General features: G+C 28.0%; 17 protein-coding genes. 13 read left to right on the top strand and 4 right to left on the bottom strand.

Annotation, left to right across the window (positions count from 1 at the left end; translation table 11 throughout):
* Positions 1-309 precede the first annotated feature (309 nt).
* On the top strand, positions 310-1644 hold the full coding sequence (gene nox / locus CLPA_RS13250) for a H2O-forming NADH oxidase (RefSeq protein ID WP_003442743.1): 1335 nt from the start codon (positions 310-312) through the stop codon (positions 1642-1644).
* A 138-nt stretch (positions 1645-1782) separates the two neighbouring features.
* Here nox and CLPA_RS13245 read toward each other — a convergent pair whose 3' ends face one another.
* Complete coding sequence (locus CLPA_RS13245; protein WP_003442742.1) at positions 1783-2118, bottom strand: cupin domain-containing protein; 336 nt, start codon at positions 2116-2118, stop codon at positions 1783-1785.
* Between the two features lie 536 nt (positions 2119-2654).
* Between CLPA_RS13245 and CLPA_RS13240 the strand changes: the two genes are divergently transcribed.
* The 6 genes from CLPA_RS13240 (at position 2655) to CLPA_RS13215 (ending at position 9304) form a co-directional block, all read left to right on the top strand.
* Positions 2655-4031 carry a leucine-rich repeat domain-containing protein gene (locus CLPA_RS13240; protein WP_003442741.1) on the top strand — a complete coding sequence of 459 codons (1377 nt, stop codon included), beginning with the start codon at positions 2655-2657 and terminating at the stop codon, positions 4029-4031.
* A 398-nt stretch (positions 4032-4429) separates the two neighbouring features.
* The gene (locus tag CLPA_RS13235) at positions 4430-5419 is read left to right on the top strand and encodes a glycerophosphoryl diester phosphodiesterase membrane domain-containing protein (RefSeq protein WP_003442740.1); all 990 of its coding nucleotides are present in this window, start codon (positions 4430-4432) and stop codon (positions 5417-5419) included.
* Entirely contained in the window at positions 5406-6062 is a 657-nt protein-coding gene (locus CLPA_RS13230; protein WP_003442739.1) for a hypothetical protein, read from the top strand. Before CLPA_RS13235 ends, CLPA_RS13230 begins: the two co-directional genes overlap by 14 nt.
* Positions 6043-7041 (top strand): DUF4350 domain-containing protein, encoded by a 999-nt coding sequence (locus CLPA_RS13225; protein WP_003442737.1) that lies wholly within the window; start codon positions 6043-6045, stop codon positions 7039-7041. Before CLPA_RS13230 ends, CLPA_RS13225 begins: the two co-directional genes overlap by 20 nt.
* The gene (locus CLPA_RS13220) at positions 7014-7979 is read left to right on the top strand and encodes an AAA family ATPase (RefSeq protein WP_003442736.1); all 966 of its coding nucleotides are present in this window, start codon (positions 7014-7016) and stop codon (positions 7977-7979) included. The genes CLPA_RS13225 and CLPA_RS13220 overlap by 28 nt, the downstream gene beginning before the upstream one ends.
* Positions 7980-7990: 11 nt before the next feature.
* Positions 7991-9304 (top strand): DUF58 domain-containing protein, encoded by a 1314-nt coding sequence (locus tag CLPA_RS13215; protein WP_003442735.1) that lies wholly within the window; start codon positions 7991-7993, stop codon positions 9302-9304.
* Between the two features lie 169 nt (positions 9305-9473).
* Here CLPA_RS13215 and CLPA_RS13210 read toward each other — a convergent pair whose 3' ends face one another.
* Positions 9474-10424 (bottom strand): stage II sporulation protein M, encoded by a 951-nt coding sequence (locus tag CLPA_RS13210; protein ID WP_003442734.1) that lies wholly within the window; start codon positions 10422-10424, stop codon positions 9474-9476.
* Positions 10425-10492: 68 nt separating this feature from the next.
* On the opposite strand from CLPA_RS13210, the gene CLPA_RS13205 reads away from it, so the two are divergent.
* Positions 10493-11185 (top strand): RDD family protein, encoded by a 693-nt coding sequence (locus tag CLPA_RS13205; protein WP_003442733.1) that lies wholly within the window; start codon positions 10493-10495, stop codon positions 11183-11185.
* Positions 11186-11302: 117 nt separating this feature from the next.
* Here the strand turns inward: CLPA_RS13205 and CLPA_RS13200 are convergent, their stop codons facing one another.
* Complete coding sequence (locus CLPA_RS13200) at positions 11303-11983, bottom strand: DUF975 family protein (RefSeq protein ID WP_003442732.1); 681 nt, start codon at positions 11981-11983, stop codon at positions 11303-11305.
* Positions 11984-12240: 257 nt separating this feature from the next.
* Between CLPA_RS13200 and CLPA_RS13195 the strand changes: the two genes are divergently transcribed.
* From CLPA_RS13195 to CLPA_RS13180, 4 genes are all read left to right on the top strand, one after another.
* On the top strand, positions 12241-12963 hold the full coding sequence (locus tag CLPA_RS13195; protein WP_003442731.1) for an EcsC family protein: 723 nt from the start codon (positions 12241-12243) through the stop codon (positions 12961-12963).
* Between the two features lie 218 nt (positions 12964-13181).
* A complete protein-coding gene (locus CLPA_RS13190) occupies positions 13182-13481 on the top strand; it encodes an ATP-dependent Clp protease adaptor ClpS (protein ID WP_003442730.1) in 300 nt (99 codons plus the stop codon).
* Between the two features lie 2 nt (positions 13482-13483).
* A complete protein-coding gene (gene clpA / locus CLPA_RS13185; RefSeq protein WP_003442729.1) occupies positions 13484-15742 on the top strand; it encodes an ATP-dependent Clp protease ATP-binding subunit ClpA in 2259 nt (752 codons plus the stop codon).
* Between the two features lie 492 nt (positions 15743-16234).
* Complete coding sequence (locus CLPA_RS13180; protein ID WP_003442728.1) at positions 16235-16534, top strand: hypothetical protein; 300 nt, start codon at positions 16235-16237, stop codon at positions 16532-16534.
* Here the strand turns inward: CLPA_RS13180 and CLPA_RS13175 are convergent.
* Positions 16531-17520 carry a LacI family DNA-binding transcriptional regulator gene (locus CLPA_RS13175; RefSeq protein ID WP_003442727.1) on the bottom strand — a complete coding sequence of 330 codons (990 nt, stop codon included), beginning with the start codon at positions 17518-17520 and terminating at the stop codon, positions 16531-16533. The genes CLPA_RS13180 and CLPA_RS13175 overlap by 4 nt on opposite strands.
* A 530-nt stretch (positions 17521-18050) precedes the next feature.
* On the opposite strand from CLPA_RS13175, the gene CLPA_RS13170 reads away from it, so the two are divergent.
* Positions 18051-18521 (top strand): NanQ anomerase/TabA/YiaL family protein, encoded by a 471-nt coding sequence (locus tag CLPA_RS13170; RefSeq protein ID WP_003442726.1) that lies wholly within the window; start codon positions 18051-18053, stop codon positions 18519-18521.
* Position 18522: the final 1 nt, after the last annotated feature.

Here is an 18522-nt window from a genome sequence, read left to right as displayed (position 1 = left end):
TCAAATAAATAATCCACCTGAACTTATTTGTATTGAAAAAATTTTTATTTAGGATGTGTTTTCTATGAAAATACATCTGTTTTTTTGTATTTTTTTATATAAAATTTCAAAAGATAATCTTAAATGCTAATGTCTTAAAAATATTAGTATTAATTTAACAGTTTTAACAATATATTTTATATTGAAATTTTTATAAATTTATTTTAAGTATTGATTAAATAATATAATTATGATATCTTATTATCATAGAATTGTAATTATTAAATAATAATTAATGTTTATTAATAAGGCGTAAAAGGAGAGATTAATATGAGCAAAATTGTTTTGGTAGGTGCAAATCATGCTGGGACTGCAGCAGCTAATACTATTTTGGATAACTATCCTGAAAATGAATTGGTTATTTTCGATAGAAATAATAATATCAGTTATTTAGGATGTGGTACTGCTTTGTATGTTGGAAGACAAATAGAAGATACTGCTGGTCTATTTTATTGTTCTCCAGAAATATTTGCTTCTAAAAAAGCTGTGGTACATATGGAAGCAGAAGTAAAAAATGTGGATTTTCAAGAAAAGAAAGTTTATGCGGTAGATAAAAATGGCATAGAAATAGTTGAAAGTTATGATAAGTTAATTTTGGCTACAGGATCCCTTCCTATTATTCCTAAAATTCCTGGAGTTGATTTAGAAAATGTAGAAAATGTGAAGTTATTTCAGGATGGTCAAAAAATTGATAAATTGCTTCAAGATGGTTCAATTAAAAATGTAGCAGTAGTAGGAGCAGGGTATATTGGAGTTGAAATTGCAGAAGCCATTAAACGTCGTAATAAACAACCTCTATTATTTGATGTGGCAGATACTAGTCTTTCAAGTTATTATGATGAATGGTTCAGTCATGACATGGATGAAATCTTAAAAGACAATGGAGTAGAATTACACTACAATGAAATGGTTAAGAAAATCAAGGGTGATACTAAGGTAACGGGTATTGTCACTGATAAAGGCGAGTATGATGTGGATTTAGTAATTGTTTGTATAGGATTTTATCCAAATAGTTATATTGGTAAAGATAAAATTAATACTATTGGAAATGGAGCTTATAAGGTAAATCTTAATCAAGAAACAAATATTAAAGATGTATACGCCATTGGTGATTGTGCTACTGTATATAGCAATGTCATAAAACAGAGTAATTATATAGCACTGGCAACTAATGCAGTACGCAGCGGTGTAGTAGCCGGACACAATGCTTGTGGTACATCTATTGAATCAGCAGGGGTACAAGGTTCTAATGGAATATGTATATTTGGATATAAGATGGTGTCTACTGGTCTTAATTTAAAAGCTGCAAAAAAAGCGGGATTTGATCCAGTTTATACACAGTATGAAGATTTACAAAAACCGGCTTTTATTAAAGAAGAAAATGAAAAGGTAAAAATTCGTATTATCTATGATAGGGAATCCCGCAGAGTACTAGGGGCAGAGATGGCTTCATATTATGATATTTCCATGGGTATTCATATGTTCTCCTTGGCCATTGAAGAGGGAGTTACTATTGATAAGATAAAACTTCTTGATATATTCTTCTTACCTCATTTTAATCAGCCTTATAATTATATAACTATGGCAGCATTGAGTGCTAAGTAATAGTATAAAAATAAGGTATTAATATTTACAGTAGGAAATCTTGTGACTGTAGACTTGTATTAATTTTAATAATAAAAATTATATAAAAAGGCATTCAATCTGTGAATTGAATGCCTTTTATGCATCTGAAATACATAATTAATTTTTTATTACAGTCAACAGCATTTTAAATTTTTTACGAGCTTCTAAACCGTGTGGGATATTAGAAGGCATAACTATAGTTTCTCCTTCTTTAACCGTAAATATATTGTCACCTATGGTGATTTCAGCTTCTCCATCTAATATCTGGACCATAGCATCTCCAGGAGTGACATGGGAACTTATACCTTCATTCTTATCTAGTGAAAATAAAGTAATATTTGCATTAGGTGTCTGCGCAATAGTTCTGCTTATAACCTGGCTTTCTTGATAAGATACTAATTCTTTTAGATTGACTATCTTTGAAAATTCTATATTTTTTATTAAATTATTCATTATCTTCACCTCTTTATATTCTTTAATCATAGTATAAGCCTTTTATTGATAAAAATATGTATCACAGGTTACCAAATGTATAAATTTAATTTGCTATATAGAGATTTTAATTGTGATTTTTATAATTATTTTAAATATATTACTTATATATTGACACTGGGAAATATAAGTAATATAATTACAGCTAACATATATGTTTACTAAGATTCGAGTTTTTTATATTTTAATTAATTAATCACATCAATTATGACAATCTAAGAATAAGCCTGTTATTAAAGAAAATTGAAACAAGTTCTTAATTCAGGTGGGGATTCTTTTACCCCCTCTGAATTTTAGAACTGCAAATGCATGGCTTACTTGGCGTCGAACTCCCACTTGAAGAAAAGTAGAGAACCCAAATTTTAATTTGGTGTGAATCACTTTCACAGAGTGCAAGTAGAGAACCCAAATTTTAATTTGGTGCGAGGACTGTACAGAGTGCGTGGGAGACTTACGCCAAGTTAGTCAGGTTAAATATTATGAATGGGGGCATAAATTTGAATAGTGTTAAAAAGAAGATAGTTTTAGTTATTATTATTTTACTGGTCATTGGCATTTATCCTATTTATAAAATTGTTTCTAGCGATAAAGCTAGTGCAGCTGTAACAAATAAAAAGAATATTCAAGTATCATCTATAAATTTTGACAAAACTACATATAGCTTAAGTATAGGTAATACATATGCTTTAAATGAAATTATATTGCCTAGTAATGCTACAAATAAAGCTGTTACATGGTCATCATCGTCACCTAATATAGTAAAAGTAGATTATGATGGAGTTATAACTGCCCTGCAGAAAGGCACAGCAAAGATTACAGCAACTACTGATGATGGAGATAAAACAGCTGTCTGTACCGTAACTGTAAATGATCGTGATGTTAATGATACAGTAATAACTTTTAAAGACAAAAATTTAGAACAAAACATAAGGTATAATATTCATAAACCTACAGGTGATTTATATAAAAGTGATGTTAAAAATATTACTAATTTATCTGCGAGTTATCAAGATATAAAAGATATTAGCGGTATAGAAAATTTAATAAATTTACAAGTACTTAATTTAAGCAGAAATCAAATAAAAGATATAAATGCTATAGGAAATCTAACTAAATTAGAGACGATTTATCTTGAAAATAATCAAATAAGTGATATAAGTCCGCTAAAAGGGTTAGCTAACTTACAGATTCTTGGATTGAAGAAAAATCGAATAAATGATATTAATTCACTAAAAGGGTTATCTAATTTAAAAACTCTTGCTTTAAATTTTAATGAAGTAAGTGATATTAATGTATTAAAGGAATTAAGCAATTTATACAGTGTTGATTTACAATCAAATAAGATAAGCGATATAAGTTCATTAAAAGACTTAAAAAACTTACAGTATCTTTATTTAGAGTCTAATAAAATAAAAGATATAAGTATATTGAAGAATTTAACTAATTTACAGGATATTAGTTTGGAATCTAATGAAATAGACGATATAAGCAGTATAAATAACTTAACTAAGTTAAATAGTCTTATTTTATCAAATAATCAAATAAGTGATATTAGCGCGTTAAGCCAATTGACTAATTTGCAATTTAAACTTGATCTAGAAGGAAATAATATAACTGATGTAAAACCATTAAAGGGATTAGTTAAATTACAAAATCTTGTACTGAATTCCAATAAATTGAGTAATTTAAGTGGGCTAGATTCTTTAACTAATTTACAAATACTTGAACTAAAAAACAATCAAATAAGCGATATAAATCCATTAAAAAAAATGTCTCGTCTTCAATATCTTTTTTTACAAGGAAACAAAATTAGTGTTGATAATCAGCAGGCATTGAAAAAGGCTCTATTGCAGCTAAAAAATATATATTTTTAAAAGTATTGTATATATTTTTAGGGGTAAAAACGATATGAAATAATTTATTTCAATAAAACTTTGTTTAAAATACAGTAATAAAATTGTAAATAATTTAATCAAGGGAAATTAAAATTATAATATAACTTTAATTTCCCTTGATTTTTATTTTATAATTTTACAATGTTATTTTTGATTTCATTTAAGTATTATTGATAAAAATTATATATATAAATTTTTTGATTAATTTTAATAATAATAGTACTTATATAGATTATTTAATGAATATACGGTAAAATAATTGTATGCATACATAATATTGTCAAAAATAAATGTTGTTAATACATAAGTTCTTTTTAAGTTAAGGTATATAACATGATTTAAAGGTGCTTATAATTTTGTTTTTAGGAGAATACCATATGAATATAATGAATCTTTCAGAAATAATGGATAGGTCTATTGAAATTTTAAAAAAATATATTAAAACTATAATTTTATTTAATCTTGCCTATGGTGTTATTTCATTTATCGCAGTGGTTGTGTTATTTGTAATAGGAATAATTTTAATGTTTTTATTTCGTGATAGTCTGACAAGTCCAATAATCTTTGGAATCATATTTTCTATTTTGTCTCTTTTGGGAGTTTCATTTTTTTTATCTACAAATATAGGGATGATTAAAATTTCCAGTCAAGATTTTCTTGGAGGAAAGGTCTACGCAGATGAAGCAATAAAAATTTCCTTTAGATATATATTTAAAGTATTTGCTATTGTAATATGTGTTTTTATTTTGTTTATTCCTGTTATGGCAATTTTAGGAACTATAATTTATTATGCTTACAAAGGTAATGAACTGATATTTAATTCTTTTGACTTCTATAATCCAATTGAAATAACTTTAATTATTACTTCAGTAATAATATTATTAGTTACGGCTATTATATTTTTATCTTACATAACTTGGATTATATTCTCTCTTCATACACTTGTTATAGAAAAACAAAGTATTTTCACATCAATAAAACGTAGTTTTCAATTAGTTAAAGGTGATTTTTGGAAAATACTTGGATGTATAATAATATTCAGTTTATCAACTTTTGTAATAAGACTATCCCTTGATAGTTTTTTGGCTGTGATATTGAGCATATTCTATATGCTTCTTAAATTTTTAAGTGTAGAAGGAGATTATGTCACTTTTATGGGAGTAATTTTTGTATATGCCAGATGGCCTTTAAGTATTTTATCCTGGCTTGTTATTTCACCAGTTGTTACTATAATGATATCCCTATTATACTTTAATCAGAGATTTAAAAAGGAAGGCTATGACATTCTATTAAAGCTTAAAAAAATACAACAAAGTGAAGAAAGGAATAGAACAAGTGAATCTACTGAGTTTAATGATACCATCTGAAACACAGTTTAATGATACAGTACAGGAAATACTTAAGGGTGCTGAGTATAAACATTTAAATAATGCTTTTAGTGATATGATAGAGGGAATTAAAGAAACATTGATAAAACTTATTTTAAAAGTTCTTGAAAATACTTTTTCTAATATGTCTAATGTTTCTTCAATATCTGAAAATCTTTCTACTGTGTTCATAATTATAGGTATTTTAATATTATTGGGTTTGATAATTTTTATATCCATAAAAATAAGTAAGTCCTTTGAGAAAAGACAGAGAATAAGAGAAATATTAGGAGAAAAAATAGATAATAACACTACGCCAAATAGTTTAAGGCACAAGGCTGATAATTTTAGAAAACAAAAGGATTTTAGGAAGGCTATACGTTATGAATTTATAGCATTATTGCTTCTAATGCATACAAAGGGTGTTTTATATCTTGATGAAGCAAAAACCAATAGAGAAATTTATGAATATCTTGAGAAGAATAAAATTTCTACTTTAAAAGCTTTTAAATATTTGTCAGAAACTTTTAATGAGTGTTGGTATGGTCATAAATTAAAGGAAGATAGAGTATATGATCAGTGGCAATCCAATATGTCTTCAGTTTGGAATGAGGTGATAAATCTTGAAAACAAAAATAAGTAGGGATTTAATATTATTTATTATATTCATTCCTGTTTTTCTTATAATTACTTTTTATGTATCCAGCAGAATGCAGGATAAGATGCCTTCCTATTCTGTCAGTAATAAATCAAAATTTGGGATTAGTGTTTTTTATGAAGCCATGAAGAAACTTGATTATCCTGTAGAAAGAACTCTAAAACCTGTAAATACATTTAGTACAGATAATATTCAAATAGTACCTGCAGGTGGGGATTTTGATATAAATTCTGATGATATAAAAAACTGGATAAATAAAGGAGGTAAACTTATATATATTGCTCCTGAAAGTATACATTTTATAAATTATGCAGTTCCACAGGAAGAGAAGGGTGATTTTACTGTATACAAATATGGTAAGGGTAATATTATTACTTACAATTCATCAAATATTACAAATAAAACTCTAATGGTAAATACTAATAAAGCTTATGAATTTCTTAAGGAGATTGATAGATATTCTTATAACAAAATATATTTTAATGAAAATTACTTGTTTTCTTTGGAGGGTGGTAAATCCCTATGGGATTATGTACCTTTACAATTGAGATATTTTATCTATCAGATTTTAATAATAGTGGTTGCATTTTTCTATTACAAAGGTAAAAGATTTGGCAGATCAATCCCATTGTATGAAGAGATTGAAAGAAGTGAAAATGAATACTTATACTCTGCTGCATCTTTATACAGATCAGCAAATTGCTGGGATATTATGCTTGAAAATTATTATGAAAGCTTTTTAAGACAAATTAATTGCTCTCATGAAAATTGGCTGCATTACTGGGGAAAAAAGGAATTTGATTCTCTTGAACAGGCAAAAAAGGTATATAAGTTCATTGATAAAAAAGATAAGAAATTAAAATCAAAAGAATGTATGTCTATAATTGCCAGTATAGAAAATTTAAAAAATATTGAAAAGCAAAGGAGAGATTCATATTGGAAAATAATCAAGAAAAGCTTGTAAAAAATAGTATAGATAAAATAACCTCAGAATTAAAAAAAGTAATAGTGGAGCAGGATGAATTAATAGAATTCTCCCTTATAAGTTTAATTTGCGGAGGGCATGTCCTTTTAGAAGGAGTTCCTGGTCTTGCTAAAACACTAATGGTTAAAGCTCTATCAAAAATAATTTCTATGGAGTTTAAAAGAATTCAATTTACTCCTGATCTGATGCCGGCAGATGTAACGGGTACGAAAATATTCAATATGCAGACAAGGGAATTTGAACTTAAAAAAGGTCCTATTTTTACAAACTTACTTTTAGCTGATGAAATTAATCGTACTCCACCTAAGACACAGGCAGGACTTTTAGAAGCTATGGCTGAAAATACTGTTTCCATTGACGGGGAAATGATTTCTCTTCCTTCTCCTTATATGGTACTTGCAACACAGAATCCTTTGGAATATGAGGGAACATATCCACTGCCAGAGGCACTGATAGATAGATTCCTAATGAAGCTCGTAATTGATTATCCATCTATTGCAGCGGAAAAAGAAGTTCTAAAACGTCATCATCAAGGTTTGCATAGTATAGATTTGGACAATTATAATTTACAAAAGGTATGTACAGCAGAAACTATTTTAAAATGCAGACGGGAAGTGCAGTCAGTAGGAATAGAGGATAGCCTTATGAAATACATAGTAAGTATAATTTCTGAAACTAGGAATAATCCTCTTATTGATATAGGAAGTTCTCCTAGAGGGTCCATTGCTGTGCTGGAATGTTCTAAAGCTTATGCTGCCTACTCAGGTCGTGATTATGTAATTCCAGAAGATATAAAAAAGGTAGTTATACCAACACTAAGACATCGTATAATTTTAAAACCAGAATTAGAGCTTGAGGGAGTCAATCCAGAACAGGTGCTTTCAGATATACTATCAAAAGTAAAAGTACCCAGGTAGGAGTGATATTATTGAATTTTACTAGACGTTTTATTTGTTTATTGTGTCTGGGATTTTTAATCCTTATTTTGGAAATTATAGTAAATAATTATTTTAGCTTATTTATAATTTATAATTTAATCTGTGCTGCACTGCTTATAACAGATTACTTTATATCCGTTAATGAGCAGGATTTTATAGTTGAACGCTGTGGAGATGAAAATCTATCTATTTATGAAAAAGAGTCTATAGGTTTTAAAGTATACAATAAAGGTGATTATAAGTTATATGTGAAATTGAAGGATGAGATACCTGATTTCCATTTTAAAGCTGAAAATAAAATTATGGAAGACTATATACTTCCTAAAGAGAAGAAATTTCTACAGTATTTTGTAGTTCCAACTAAAAGAGGAGCCTTTACTTTTAATAATGTCTATGTAAAATGTAGAGGAAAATTAGGGCTATGTGAAAAAATATTTAAAATAAATATTTCTAAGGAATATAAAGTGTATCCCAATTTAAAAAATCTTCGTAAATATAGGATTAGTATATGCAATAATAGAATGTTTAAACAAGGTCAAAGAAATTTGAGAATTCTTGGAAAGGGAACTTCTTTTGAAAGTTTAAGAGAATATGTATCTGGTGATGAGTATAGAAAAATTAATTGGAAGGTTACAGCTAGAGCAAATAAACCTATAATAAATCAATATGAACCAGAAAAAAATCAGCACGTATATATATTTATAGATGCAGGCAGACCTATGAGTTACAGTATAAAGGGCTACAGAAAGCTGGATATGGCAGTAAATACTGCCCTTGTTTTATCCGATGTAGTAAATCGTACTGGAGATCAGTCAGCACTTATATTATTCAGTACAGAAGTGAAAAACATGCTTTTGCCAGGTAAAGGTAATGAGCATAGAGCTAAAATGCTGGAAATGCTCTATCACGTACAACCCAATAATGAAACTTCAAATTATGATGAAGCCTTTTACTATTTTAAGAAGAAAGAACGTCATAATAGTATAATTTTTCTTTTTACGGATTTTGATACTTTAGAAGAAGCAGAAAATATGATTAAAGTATTGCCCATTATTTCAAGAAACAATAGAGTTGTAATAATACTAATGAAAAATGAGGAATTAAATAAAATAAGTACTATGGAAATTAAAAATGAAAAAGATATATTTAATAAAGGTGTGGCACTGGAGCTTTTAGAGGATAGACGTAAAATTATAAGTTTACTTAATAGGAGAGGGGTTCTTTGTCTGGAATGCGCCGCAGAAGAAATTGAGTATGCCGCAGTGAATAAATATATTCAGGTTAAAAATAAAAGTTATTTATAGTTTATAAGCACTAGGTAATGTTGAGTGATATAGATATCCAACTTGAAGTATAAATTTATAATTTTAAAATGCATTTATAATTATAAATATTTGATTATAAAACTGTGGATATCTATATTAATAATACTGACTGTCTTAGCAACTTTAATGTAAATGCAACTTTAATTAACTATTTTTTTATTATATAGGGAAGTGAAAAATATATAGCTAAAATTAAAGCAGTTACAGCGGCGAAGATAAGCTTTATTACTGCAGGAATATTAAGAGGAGTAAAAAAGCCTTCTATAATACCTGCTATTATAAGCATAAATACTATTCCGCCAAGTAAGGACACAGCATTTTTTGTACCTTTTATTAAAGAATGTATTCTGGAATATTCACCGGGTATAAGTATACTTTTGGCAATTATCAGGCCTGCTGCTCCAGAGATGAATATAGCTGTGAGTTCAATTATTCCATGGGGTAAAATCAGTGACCAATAGTTTATTGGATCACCATAGGAATAAATCAATGCCGTTAGAGCACCAAGGAGTGCACCATTAAAAAATAATGCATAAATTGTACCAATTCCTAGGGTTATACCCATAACAAAAGCTTTTAATGACACAGTAATATTATTTGTCATTATATAGCTGGACATAAGTGGATAATTCCATTGGCTGTTCCCAGAAGATCTACCGCTTTTTATTCCCTGTACCAAACTTGGATCTAAAAAAATATTTGCATTGTCGGAGTTATATAGAACTAATATAAGACTCAATAATGTTCCTATAATAAAAAATGAAAAGGAGCCTAATATATACCATCTGTATGTTTTTAAAAGTTTTGGGAAGCCATAGCATATGTAATCTTTAATTTCTTGCAGAGGTATCTTTTTTACAGTGTAAATATAGTTTTGACTTTTACCAATTATAGAATTTAAATACATCACTACATTACTCTGTGGATAATGAGTTTTTGCATAAGCTAGGTGGTGACTGCTTAGCCTAAAAAGGCTTAAAAATTTTTTTACATTTGTTGAAGATAAGGATTTAATACCTTTTTTATGAATTTTCATGGAAAGTTCCTCAAGTTCTCTCCAAGTGTCTGAATTTGACTTAATAAATCTTTCTTCGTTCAATATTTTCACCTCATGACTATTTTATCAGATTAAGGTGAAATTGTGTATATTTGTATTGGAGTGATAATATGAAAAAAATTAAAATTACAACCCCTGAAAATATAGATATAGAGTATGCTCTTGCAGGACTAGGGTCAAGAAGTGCTGCAGCTTTTATTGACATGCTTATTCAAAGTATAGCGATAGTTTTACTTATTGTTGCAGCAGTACTTATAAGAAATTATTCAAATTGGTTTTGGGTAAAATATTATGGATGGATATTAGGTATATGTTTATTTATTTCTGTATTAATTATTTATGCTTATTTTATAATTTTTGAGCTTAATACCAATGGAGCAACTTTTGGAAAAAAAATTCTTAAAATAAGAACTATAAGAGAAAATGGTCAGCCTATTACATTAAAACACTCTGCTATAAGAAATTTATTTAAGATATTTATAGATATGCTTGGAGTAGGTGTGGTATTAATGTTTTTTTCAAAGAAATATAAGCGATTAGGGGATTTTGCAGCATCTACTATAGTTATAGCTGATGAAAATAAAACTATGCCAATTACTTTGGAGGATCTTCAAAACATAAATGAGAATTTTAGTTATTATATATCCAAAGAAGAACAGGAGATTTTAAGAGAATATTTTCAAAGAAAGAATCAATTAGAAAATTATATTGAATTGAGACAAGAGCTAAGAATGCATTTTACAAATAAATTTGAAAGCTTAGGAATATTAAAAGAATGGCAGGATTTTATAAGTAAAATTTAAATGGGTATACGAATAAATATTTTTTATTCCATTAGTAGCCACTGAATTCATCTAAGCTTGGAAGGGTATAATAAAACTCTTCCAAGTTTAAATGAATTGATACTGTTTATTTACAGATTAATACTTTGAAACCTCTTTTAAATTCTCATAAAAATTAGCGGTTGTTGTATTGATATAGGGAATAAGGAACAAATAGCCTATAGCTGCCAAAATTAATAAAATAATACCTAATACAATACTTGTATCAAGTAACGAAATAACAATAACATATCCTAAGACTAAAGCAATTGATATAAGTATACCCCAACCTATAAAGCTAAGGTGAAGAAGAAATAATTTACCTTTATGACCTGTCATCATTTTTTTACTTTCTCGTAGTGCATTCATTGCTCCTATTTCAGGATTATCATTGAGTATATAAAAAGCCATACTATATCTGTATGCAGCAATTATACCAGGTATTATGAAAAGTAAAGACCATAGAAATGTAAATATTCCCATTAATAACATTAATACAAATGAAGATGCAAAATTTTTAAAACCATCAAATAAATTTTCGAATCTAAAATCTTCATTTCGTACAAGTCTTAAAAAGCATGAAATGAGTCCAAATGTTAGTGGCCCAGATATAATCCAAGATACTATTGCTCCAGCAATAGGTATGCATCCTAATAATCCAGTTATAAGGAAAAATATAAAGTATAATAAAATTGCTGTTCCCCATTTTCCTTTCAATTGTTTTCGAGATAGAGCTCTTAACTCAGAGTTGTTTTTTATAAGTCCAGTATTGGTTTCCATAAAATCTCTCCTTTAAAAATATATAATAATATAATAATATATTATACATGAGGAAAATATTACTTTACAATAAAAATATACATTATTGTTACAAATAATAAAAATTAATACAAAATAATAGAAGTTTATATTATAAAATATGTAGAAATAACATATTTTATATAAAATTTTGAAACTTATAGGAGATGCTAAAATAGATTTAAAAATAATTTAATAATATGGTTTTATAGAAAAAGGTTTAATATGGAGGATTATTTATGGGTATATATGAGGATAATGCAGTAAGAGAGTTATTGAATTGGCAGAAAGAAATGACAAAAAAATCTGGATTTATGGAAAACCTAACTAAAGGTGCTCAAAAAAAGATAAATAATATTATTCCTGAAAAGCTTCATATTGTAATAACGGAAGCAATAAAGAATATGGTAAAGGCAGTGATTTTTGGCTCAGAATATACTACTTCATCTCCGTTAATAAATCAATCCCTTGAGATTAGAGAAAATATGGTTAGAGAGAAGATTGATTTTTATAAAAAAGCAGCAGCAGTTAGTGGAGCAGGTACTGGAGGAGCTGGATTTTTGGTGGGTTTAGCAGATTTTCCTATACTTTTGAGCCTAAAAATGAAATTTTTATTTAAGTGTGCAAGTCTATATGGTTTTGATGTAAAGGACTATAGAGAAAGATTGTATATACTCTATGTATTTAAACTTGCTTTCTCCAGTCAGGAAAAGAGAAATGAAACTTTTGATATTATTAAAAATTGGGATATATATTATAAAACTTTGCCTAAAGATAAAGAAGCTTTTGATTGGAGAGAATTTCAGCAGGAATATAGAGATTATATGGATCTTGCTAAACTGCTGCAAATAGTTCCTGGAATTGGAGCAGTAATAGGCGCTTATGCAAACTATAAGCTTATGGATCAGCTTGGAAAAACTGCAATAAATGCATACAGATTGAGAGTTTTTAAATTTAATTAGCTGTCTATATAATAGCAAGGTCTTAAGTAAGTAAATAGAATAATTTTGTAAATATTAAAAAAGAAGATGAGTATATAATATTCTATATAAATTATTTTAAAAATAAATATATATAAAAGTATAAATATTATCTGAATTTTATGATATCATTGTCATATAAAAATAATTTTAATATTTTTATTTATACCTAAAGTTAAAAGATTAGGAGTTGGTACTCTGTGTCAGAAAAAGCTGTTGTTAAGGAAGAAAATAGGATAAAGATAAAAAAGCCTAGAATGTATAAGGTTATTATGCATAATGATGATTATACAACTATGGAATTTGTTATTAAAGTTCTTACTGAGGTTTTTAACAAAGATGCTATTGAAGCTACAAAGATAATGTATGATGTACACAAAAAGGGTATTGGAATAGCTGGAGTATATACTTATGATATAGCAAAGACTAAACTTAATCAGGCTATGGATATGGCAGAAAAAAGTGGCTTTCCCTTTAAATTAAGTATGGAAGAGGAATAATTATGAGAATAGATGATTTATTAAATGAAATTATTACTGCTGGTTACAATGAGGCTAAAGATAAAAAACACGAATACTTTACACCAGAACATATTCTTTATGCTTCACTATTTTTTGATGAAGGAAAAAAATTGATAAAAAACTTTGGTGGAGATGTGGAACTTTTAAAAAATGATTTAAATACTTATTTTAAAGATAATATAAGTATTGTAGAAAATGCTGATCCAATACAGACAGAAGGAATACAAGATATATTAAATAAAGCGGCACAACATATATTGGCAGCGGGGAAAAATGAAATTAAATTAGGCGATGCTATTATAGCCATATATGATGAGGAAGAATATTTTGCTAGCTATTTTTTAAAGAAGCAAGGTATAAAGAGACTTGATATTTTAAACTATATTACTCATGGAGTTTCTCTTGTAGAAGATTATGAAGACATAGGTGAAAATGAAAATAGTGATAAAAGTCAAAGTGAAGATAAAAATAGTATAAATGAAGAAGAAAGTTTTATAAGCAAATTTACTATTGATTTGACAAAAAAAGCAAGAATGGGAAATATTGACCCTCTTATAGGCAGAGAAGATATTTTAGAAAAGAGCATACAGGTTTTATGCAGAAGATTTAAGAATAATCCTGTACACGTTGGGGAACCTGGTGTAGGTAAAACTGCCATAACAGAGGGTCTGGCAAATTTAATTGCTGAAAATAAAGTTCCAAAGGCTCTTAGAGGAAGTAGTATTTATTATCTTGATATGGGAAGCTTATTGGCAGGAACTAGATATAGGGGAGATTTTGAAGAGAGGATAAAAAAGGTTTTAAATAAGCTGAGAAAAAAGGGAAACGTTATTGTATATATTGATGAAATTCATACTATAGTGGGGGCGGGTTCTGTCTCTGGAGGATCCATGGATGCTTCTAATATTTTAAAACCATTTTTGCTAGATGGAAGAATTAAATTTATAGGGGCAACCACCTATGATGAGTATAAGAAGATTTTTGAAAAAGATAGAGCACTATCTAGAAGATTTCAAAAAATAGAGGTGTTGGAACCTTCAGTGGAAGAAACTTATAAAATTTTACTTGGTCTTAAATCAAACTATGAAAAATTTCATGAAGTGGAATATACAAATGAGGCCCTAAGTGCAGCAGCAGAGTTATCTGCAAAATATATTAATGATAGATTTCTCCCAGATAAAGCTATTGATGTAATAGATGAAGTTGGGGCCTATATTAAGATACATAAAGCTAATGAAGAGGATATAAGTATAATAAAGGAAGAAGATATTCAAAAAGTTATTTCTTCCATGGCAAAAATTCCAGAGCAAAATGTATCTACTAGTGAAATTGATAAGTTGAAAAGTCTTGAAAATGATATGAAGGCAGAAATATATTCACAAGATGAGGCCATAGAAACAGTTGTTAGAGCCATAAAACGTTCTAGAGCAGGGTTTAATGAAGACAATAGAACTGTTGCAAATTTATTGTTTGTAGGACCTACTGGAGTGGGAAAAACAGAAATATCAAAACAATTATCAGAAATACTGGGGATACCTCTTATAAGATTTGATATGAGTGAATATCAAGAAAAACACTCTGTTGCGAAGTTAATAGGTGCACCACCGGGATATGTAGGATATGAAGAAGGAGGACTATTAACAGATGCTGTGAGAAAAACTCCTTATTGTGTACTTTTATTAGATGAAATAGAGAAAGTCCATCCTGATATCTTAAATGTTCTCCTCCAATTGATGGATTATGCAACACTTACAGATAATACAGGGAAGAAAGCTGACTTTAGAAATGTTATTTTGATAATGACTTCTAATGCAGGTGCTTCTAAAGTTGGAAAATCCATAATCGGTTTTGGTGAGAGAAAATTGGAAGGTGAAGAGATCCAAAAGGAAGTTGAAAGAGTATTTTCACCAGAATTTAGAAATAGACTTGATGATGTTGTAGTATTTAACCCTATTAGTGAAGACATGGCATTACTGATTGCAAAGAAAGCACTTAGAGAATTTGAAGAAAAGCTTTTACAGAAAAATATAAAATTAAAGATTACGGATGCTTGTTACAAATGGATTGCAGAAAAGGGATATTCATCAATTTATGGAGCTAGAGAAATTTTTAGGGTAGTACAGCATAAAATTAAGCCTTATTTTGTAGATGAAGTTCTTTTTGGAAATTTATCTAAAGGCGGAACTGCCGTGATAGATGTTAAAGATGAAGATATAATAATCAGCAATGATTTTAATTAAAAGTTTTTTTATATTGGAGTAATAAAAAGCCATATTATAATGCATTATTTATGTATTGTAATATAGCTTTTTTATTTAAAATATTTGTATTGAATTATTGTATAAAAAATAGTAATTTGTAAATAATCTAAAACAAGTGGACAGCTTATTTTGAGGTCAGCTGCTGTAAAAATAATATATTTATAACAGCAGCTAAATTTTATTTGAAAATTTATCCGATGACTATCAGCCGCAATACTTCCAACGCACTCTGTACAGTCATCGCACCAAATTAAAATTTGGGATCTCTACTTTTCTATCAAAGTGGGAGATAATGGCTGGTACGTCTCTGAATAACGATTTCTAAGTTTCATCTGGAAAGAAACTTCGCCTGAAACAAAGAACTCTGTTTGTAGATTATATTTATTAATTATTATACAAAGAATTTTATAAAAATCAAATGTTATGTGATTATTAAAAAAAATGAAAAAGTTGAAAAGGAGTGTCTGATAAATGGAAATTCCAATATTGAAAAATAGTTTTAATACGAAGATAGATGAAATAGAATTTAAAGATTTGGTGAAAAATTTGTATAGTCATTGTAATAAACTTGATGAAGCTGGAAAAATGGAATTCTCGGAAAATAAACAGAAAATATCCACTGAAACTTTATATATAATTCAAGACTGCATTCAAATATTAAAGCAGCTTAAAGACAGTGGATATAATATAGATATAGATTTCCAGGTCCATAAGTATAAGCTTAGAAAATACAAAAAAGTTGGAACTGCAGAGTTAAAATTTAATTTTTAGCTACTTTCCCTAATTACTAAATCTGGACGAACCAATATATTCGATGCTACATTTTTCTTTTCTATAAGATCTGTTAATAGTTTAACGCTCAAGGAACTGGTAGTTTCTACCTTATTATCTACGGAGGTCAATTCAGGATAACAGCATCTAGCAAAAATAGAATTGTTAAAACCTGTAATGGCCACATCTTTTGGAATATGAAGACCCAAAGATCTGAGTTTCTTTATGCCTCCAATAGCAGTTATATCTTCACCGAATATTATAGCTGAAAATTTTTTATTTAGTTGGATGAGTTTTTCTACAGCATCAGCTCCTCCTTCTAATCCCTTTTTTACATTTATTATAGAATTATCATCTATAGAAAGATTATTTTTATTCATACCCATTATAAAGCCTTCTTTTTTTTGATTGGCACTGTAGGTATTTTGATCTTTTACATATACAATGTCTCTGTGACCACTATTAATCAAATGATCTACACAAAGGCTTATGCCATAAGCATCATCTACTAATATCGAGTGTGTATTTTCTATATTTAAGAAACCATTTATAATAACCATGGGAATATTATTAATGTAGGAAGCCATGGAAGATTTTATATCATCATCGTTAAATACCGACCCCATCAATATAATTCCATCTATATTTCGTTCCGATAACATTTTAATATAATTAATACTCTCCATAGTTTTTCCACCAGTATTGCAGAGAATTACATTGTATCCTATTTTATTGAATTCTCTTTCAATTATATAAGCGGTATTTCCATGATGTATATCTGTAATATCTGTAGTTACTACACCTATTGATTTCATGGATTTGGCTACTAAACCTCTTGCTATAGCATTAGGCGTATAATTATATTTATTTAATATAGATTGGACTTTTTCTTTTGTCTTTTTACTTATATTCTCTTTATTATTGAGGACTCTAGATACTGTTGTTATGGAAACTCCTGCTTCTTTTGCAATGTCATATATATTCATATTTATTCCTCCATAAAAGCTAAAAAATTGAAAGCGCTTATAATTTTAAATATATATCTATGATTTATTGTATATTTATGTAAATTATTGTTGCTATTATTAAAAATAAATTAATGTAAAAAATTTTTATATTAATTTATTTTTAATTTTATATTAATTATATTTTATTAGTATATATAATGTCAAACTTAACTGACAATGGACAAAAATATAATTCTTTGATTATAAGAGTAATACTCAGTAGCAAGGGTATTAGTACTGCATAGATTGCGAATAATGCAATTATTATTATTTAAATTATAACTGTGAATTTAAAAATAGTTAGTTATATAGAAAAAATAAATTTTATTATATTTTGATAAGTCTTATTAAAGTATTTATAGAAAAAAATTTTAAAAATAACTATTGAAATATTTTTTCACATGTACTATAATTAAGACATGGTTATGAAAGCCCTTTCATAAAATAGTCAAGAATATGACTATAGGGGGATATATAATGAACATAATTAAAAATTCGGGGGTGTAATTATGATATTTGGTGATATAAATAATCTTGGTGATATGGAGAAAAGTCTTCCTGGACCTATTTTGAAAACGATTAATTATTTAAAGAATAATGATTTTTTAAATATGAAAGCAGGTGTCTATGAAATTGAGGGAAATGATATATTTGCACAGGTTATAGATGCTACTACGAAAGAAAAAAATGATGCAAAACCTGAAGTTCACAAAAAATATATTGATGTTCAATTTTCTGTAGAAGGCAAGGAGAAAATAGGTTTTGCTAGAGATACTGGTAATAATAAGATTACAGAGGATTTACTTGATGAAAAGGATATTAAGTTTTATGAAAATGCAGAAAATGAAATAGATTTGATAATGAAACCGGGAAATTTTGCAGTGCTTTTTCCAAATGATGTCCATAGACCTGCCTGTTCAGTAGGAACTCCAGAAAGTATAAGGAAAGTTATTGTAAAGGTAAATACTGCATTGCTTTAGA

It is taken from the genome of Clostridium pasteurianum DSM 525 = ATCC 6013 (assembly GCF_000807255.1).
GTDB classification, from domain to species: Bacteria; Bacillota; Clostridia; order Clostridiales; family Clostridiaceae; genus Clostridium_I; species Clostridium_I pasteurianum.
This window is presented reverse-complemented; position numbering and strand designations above follow the sequence as displayed.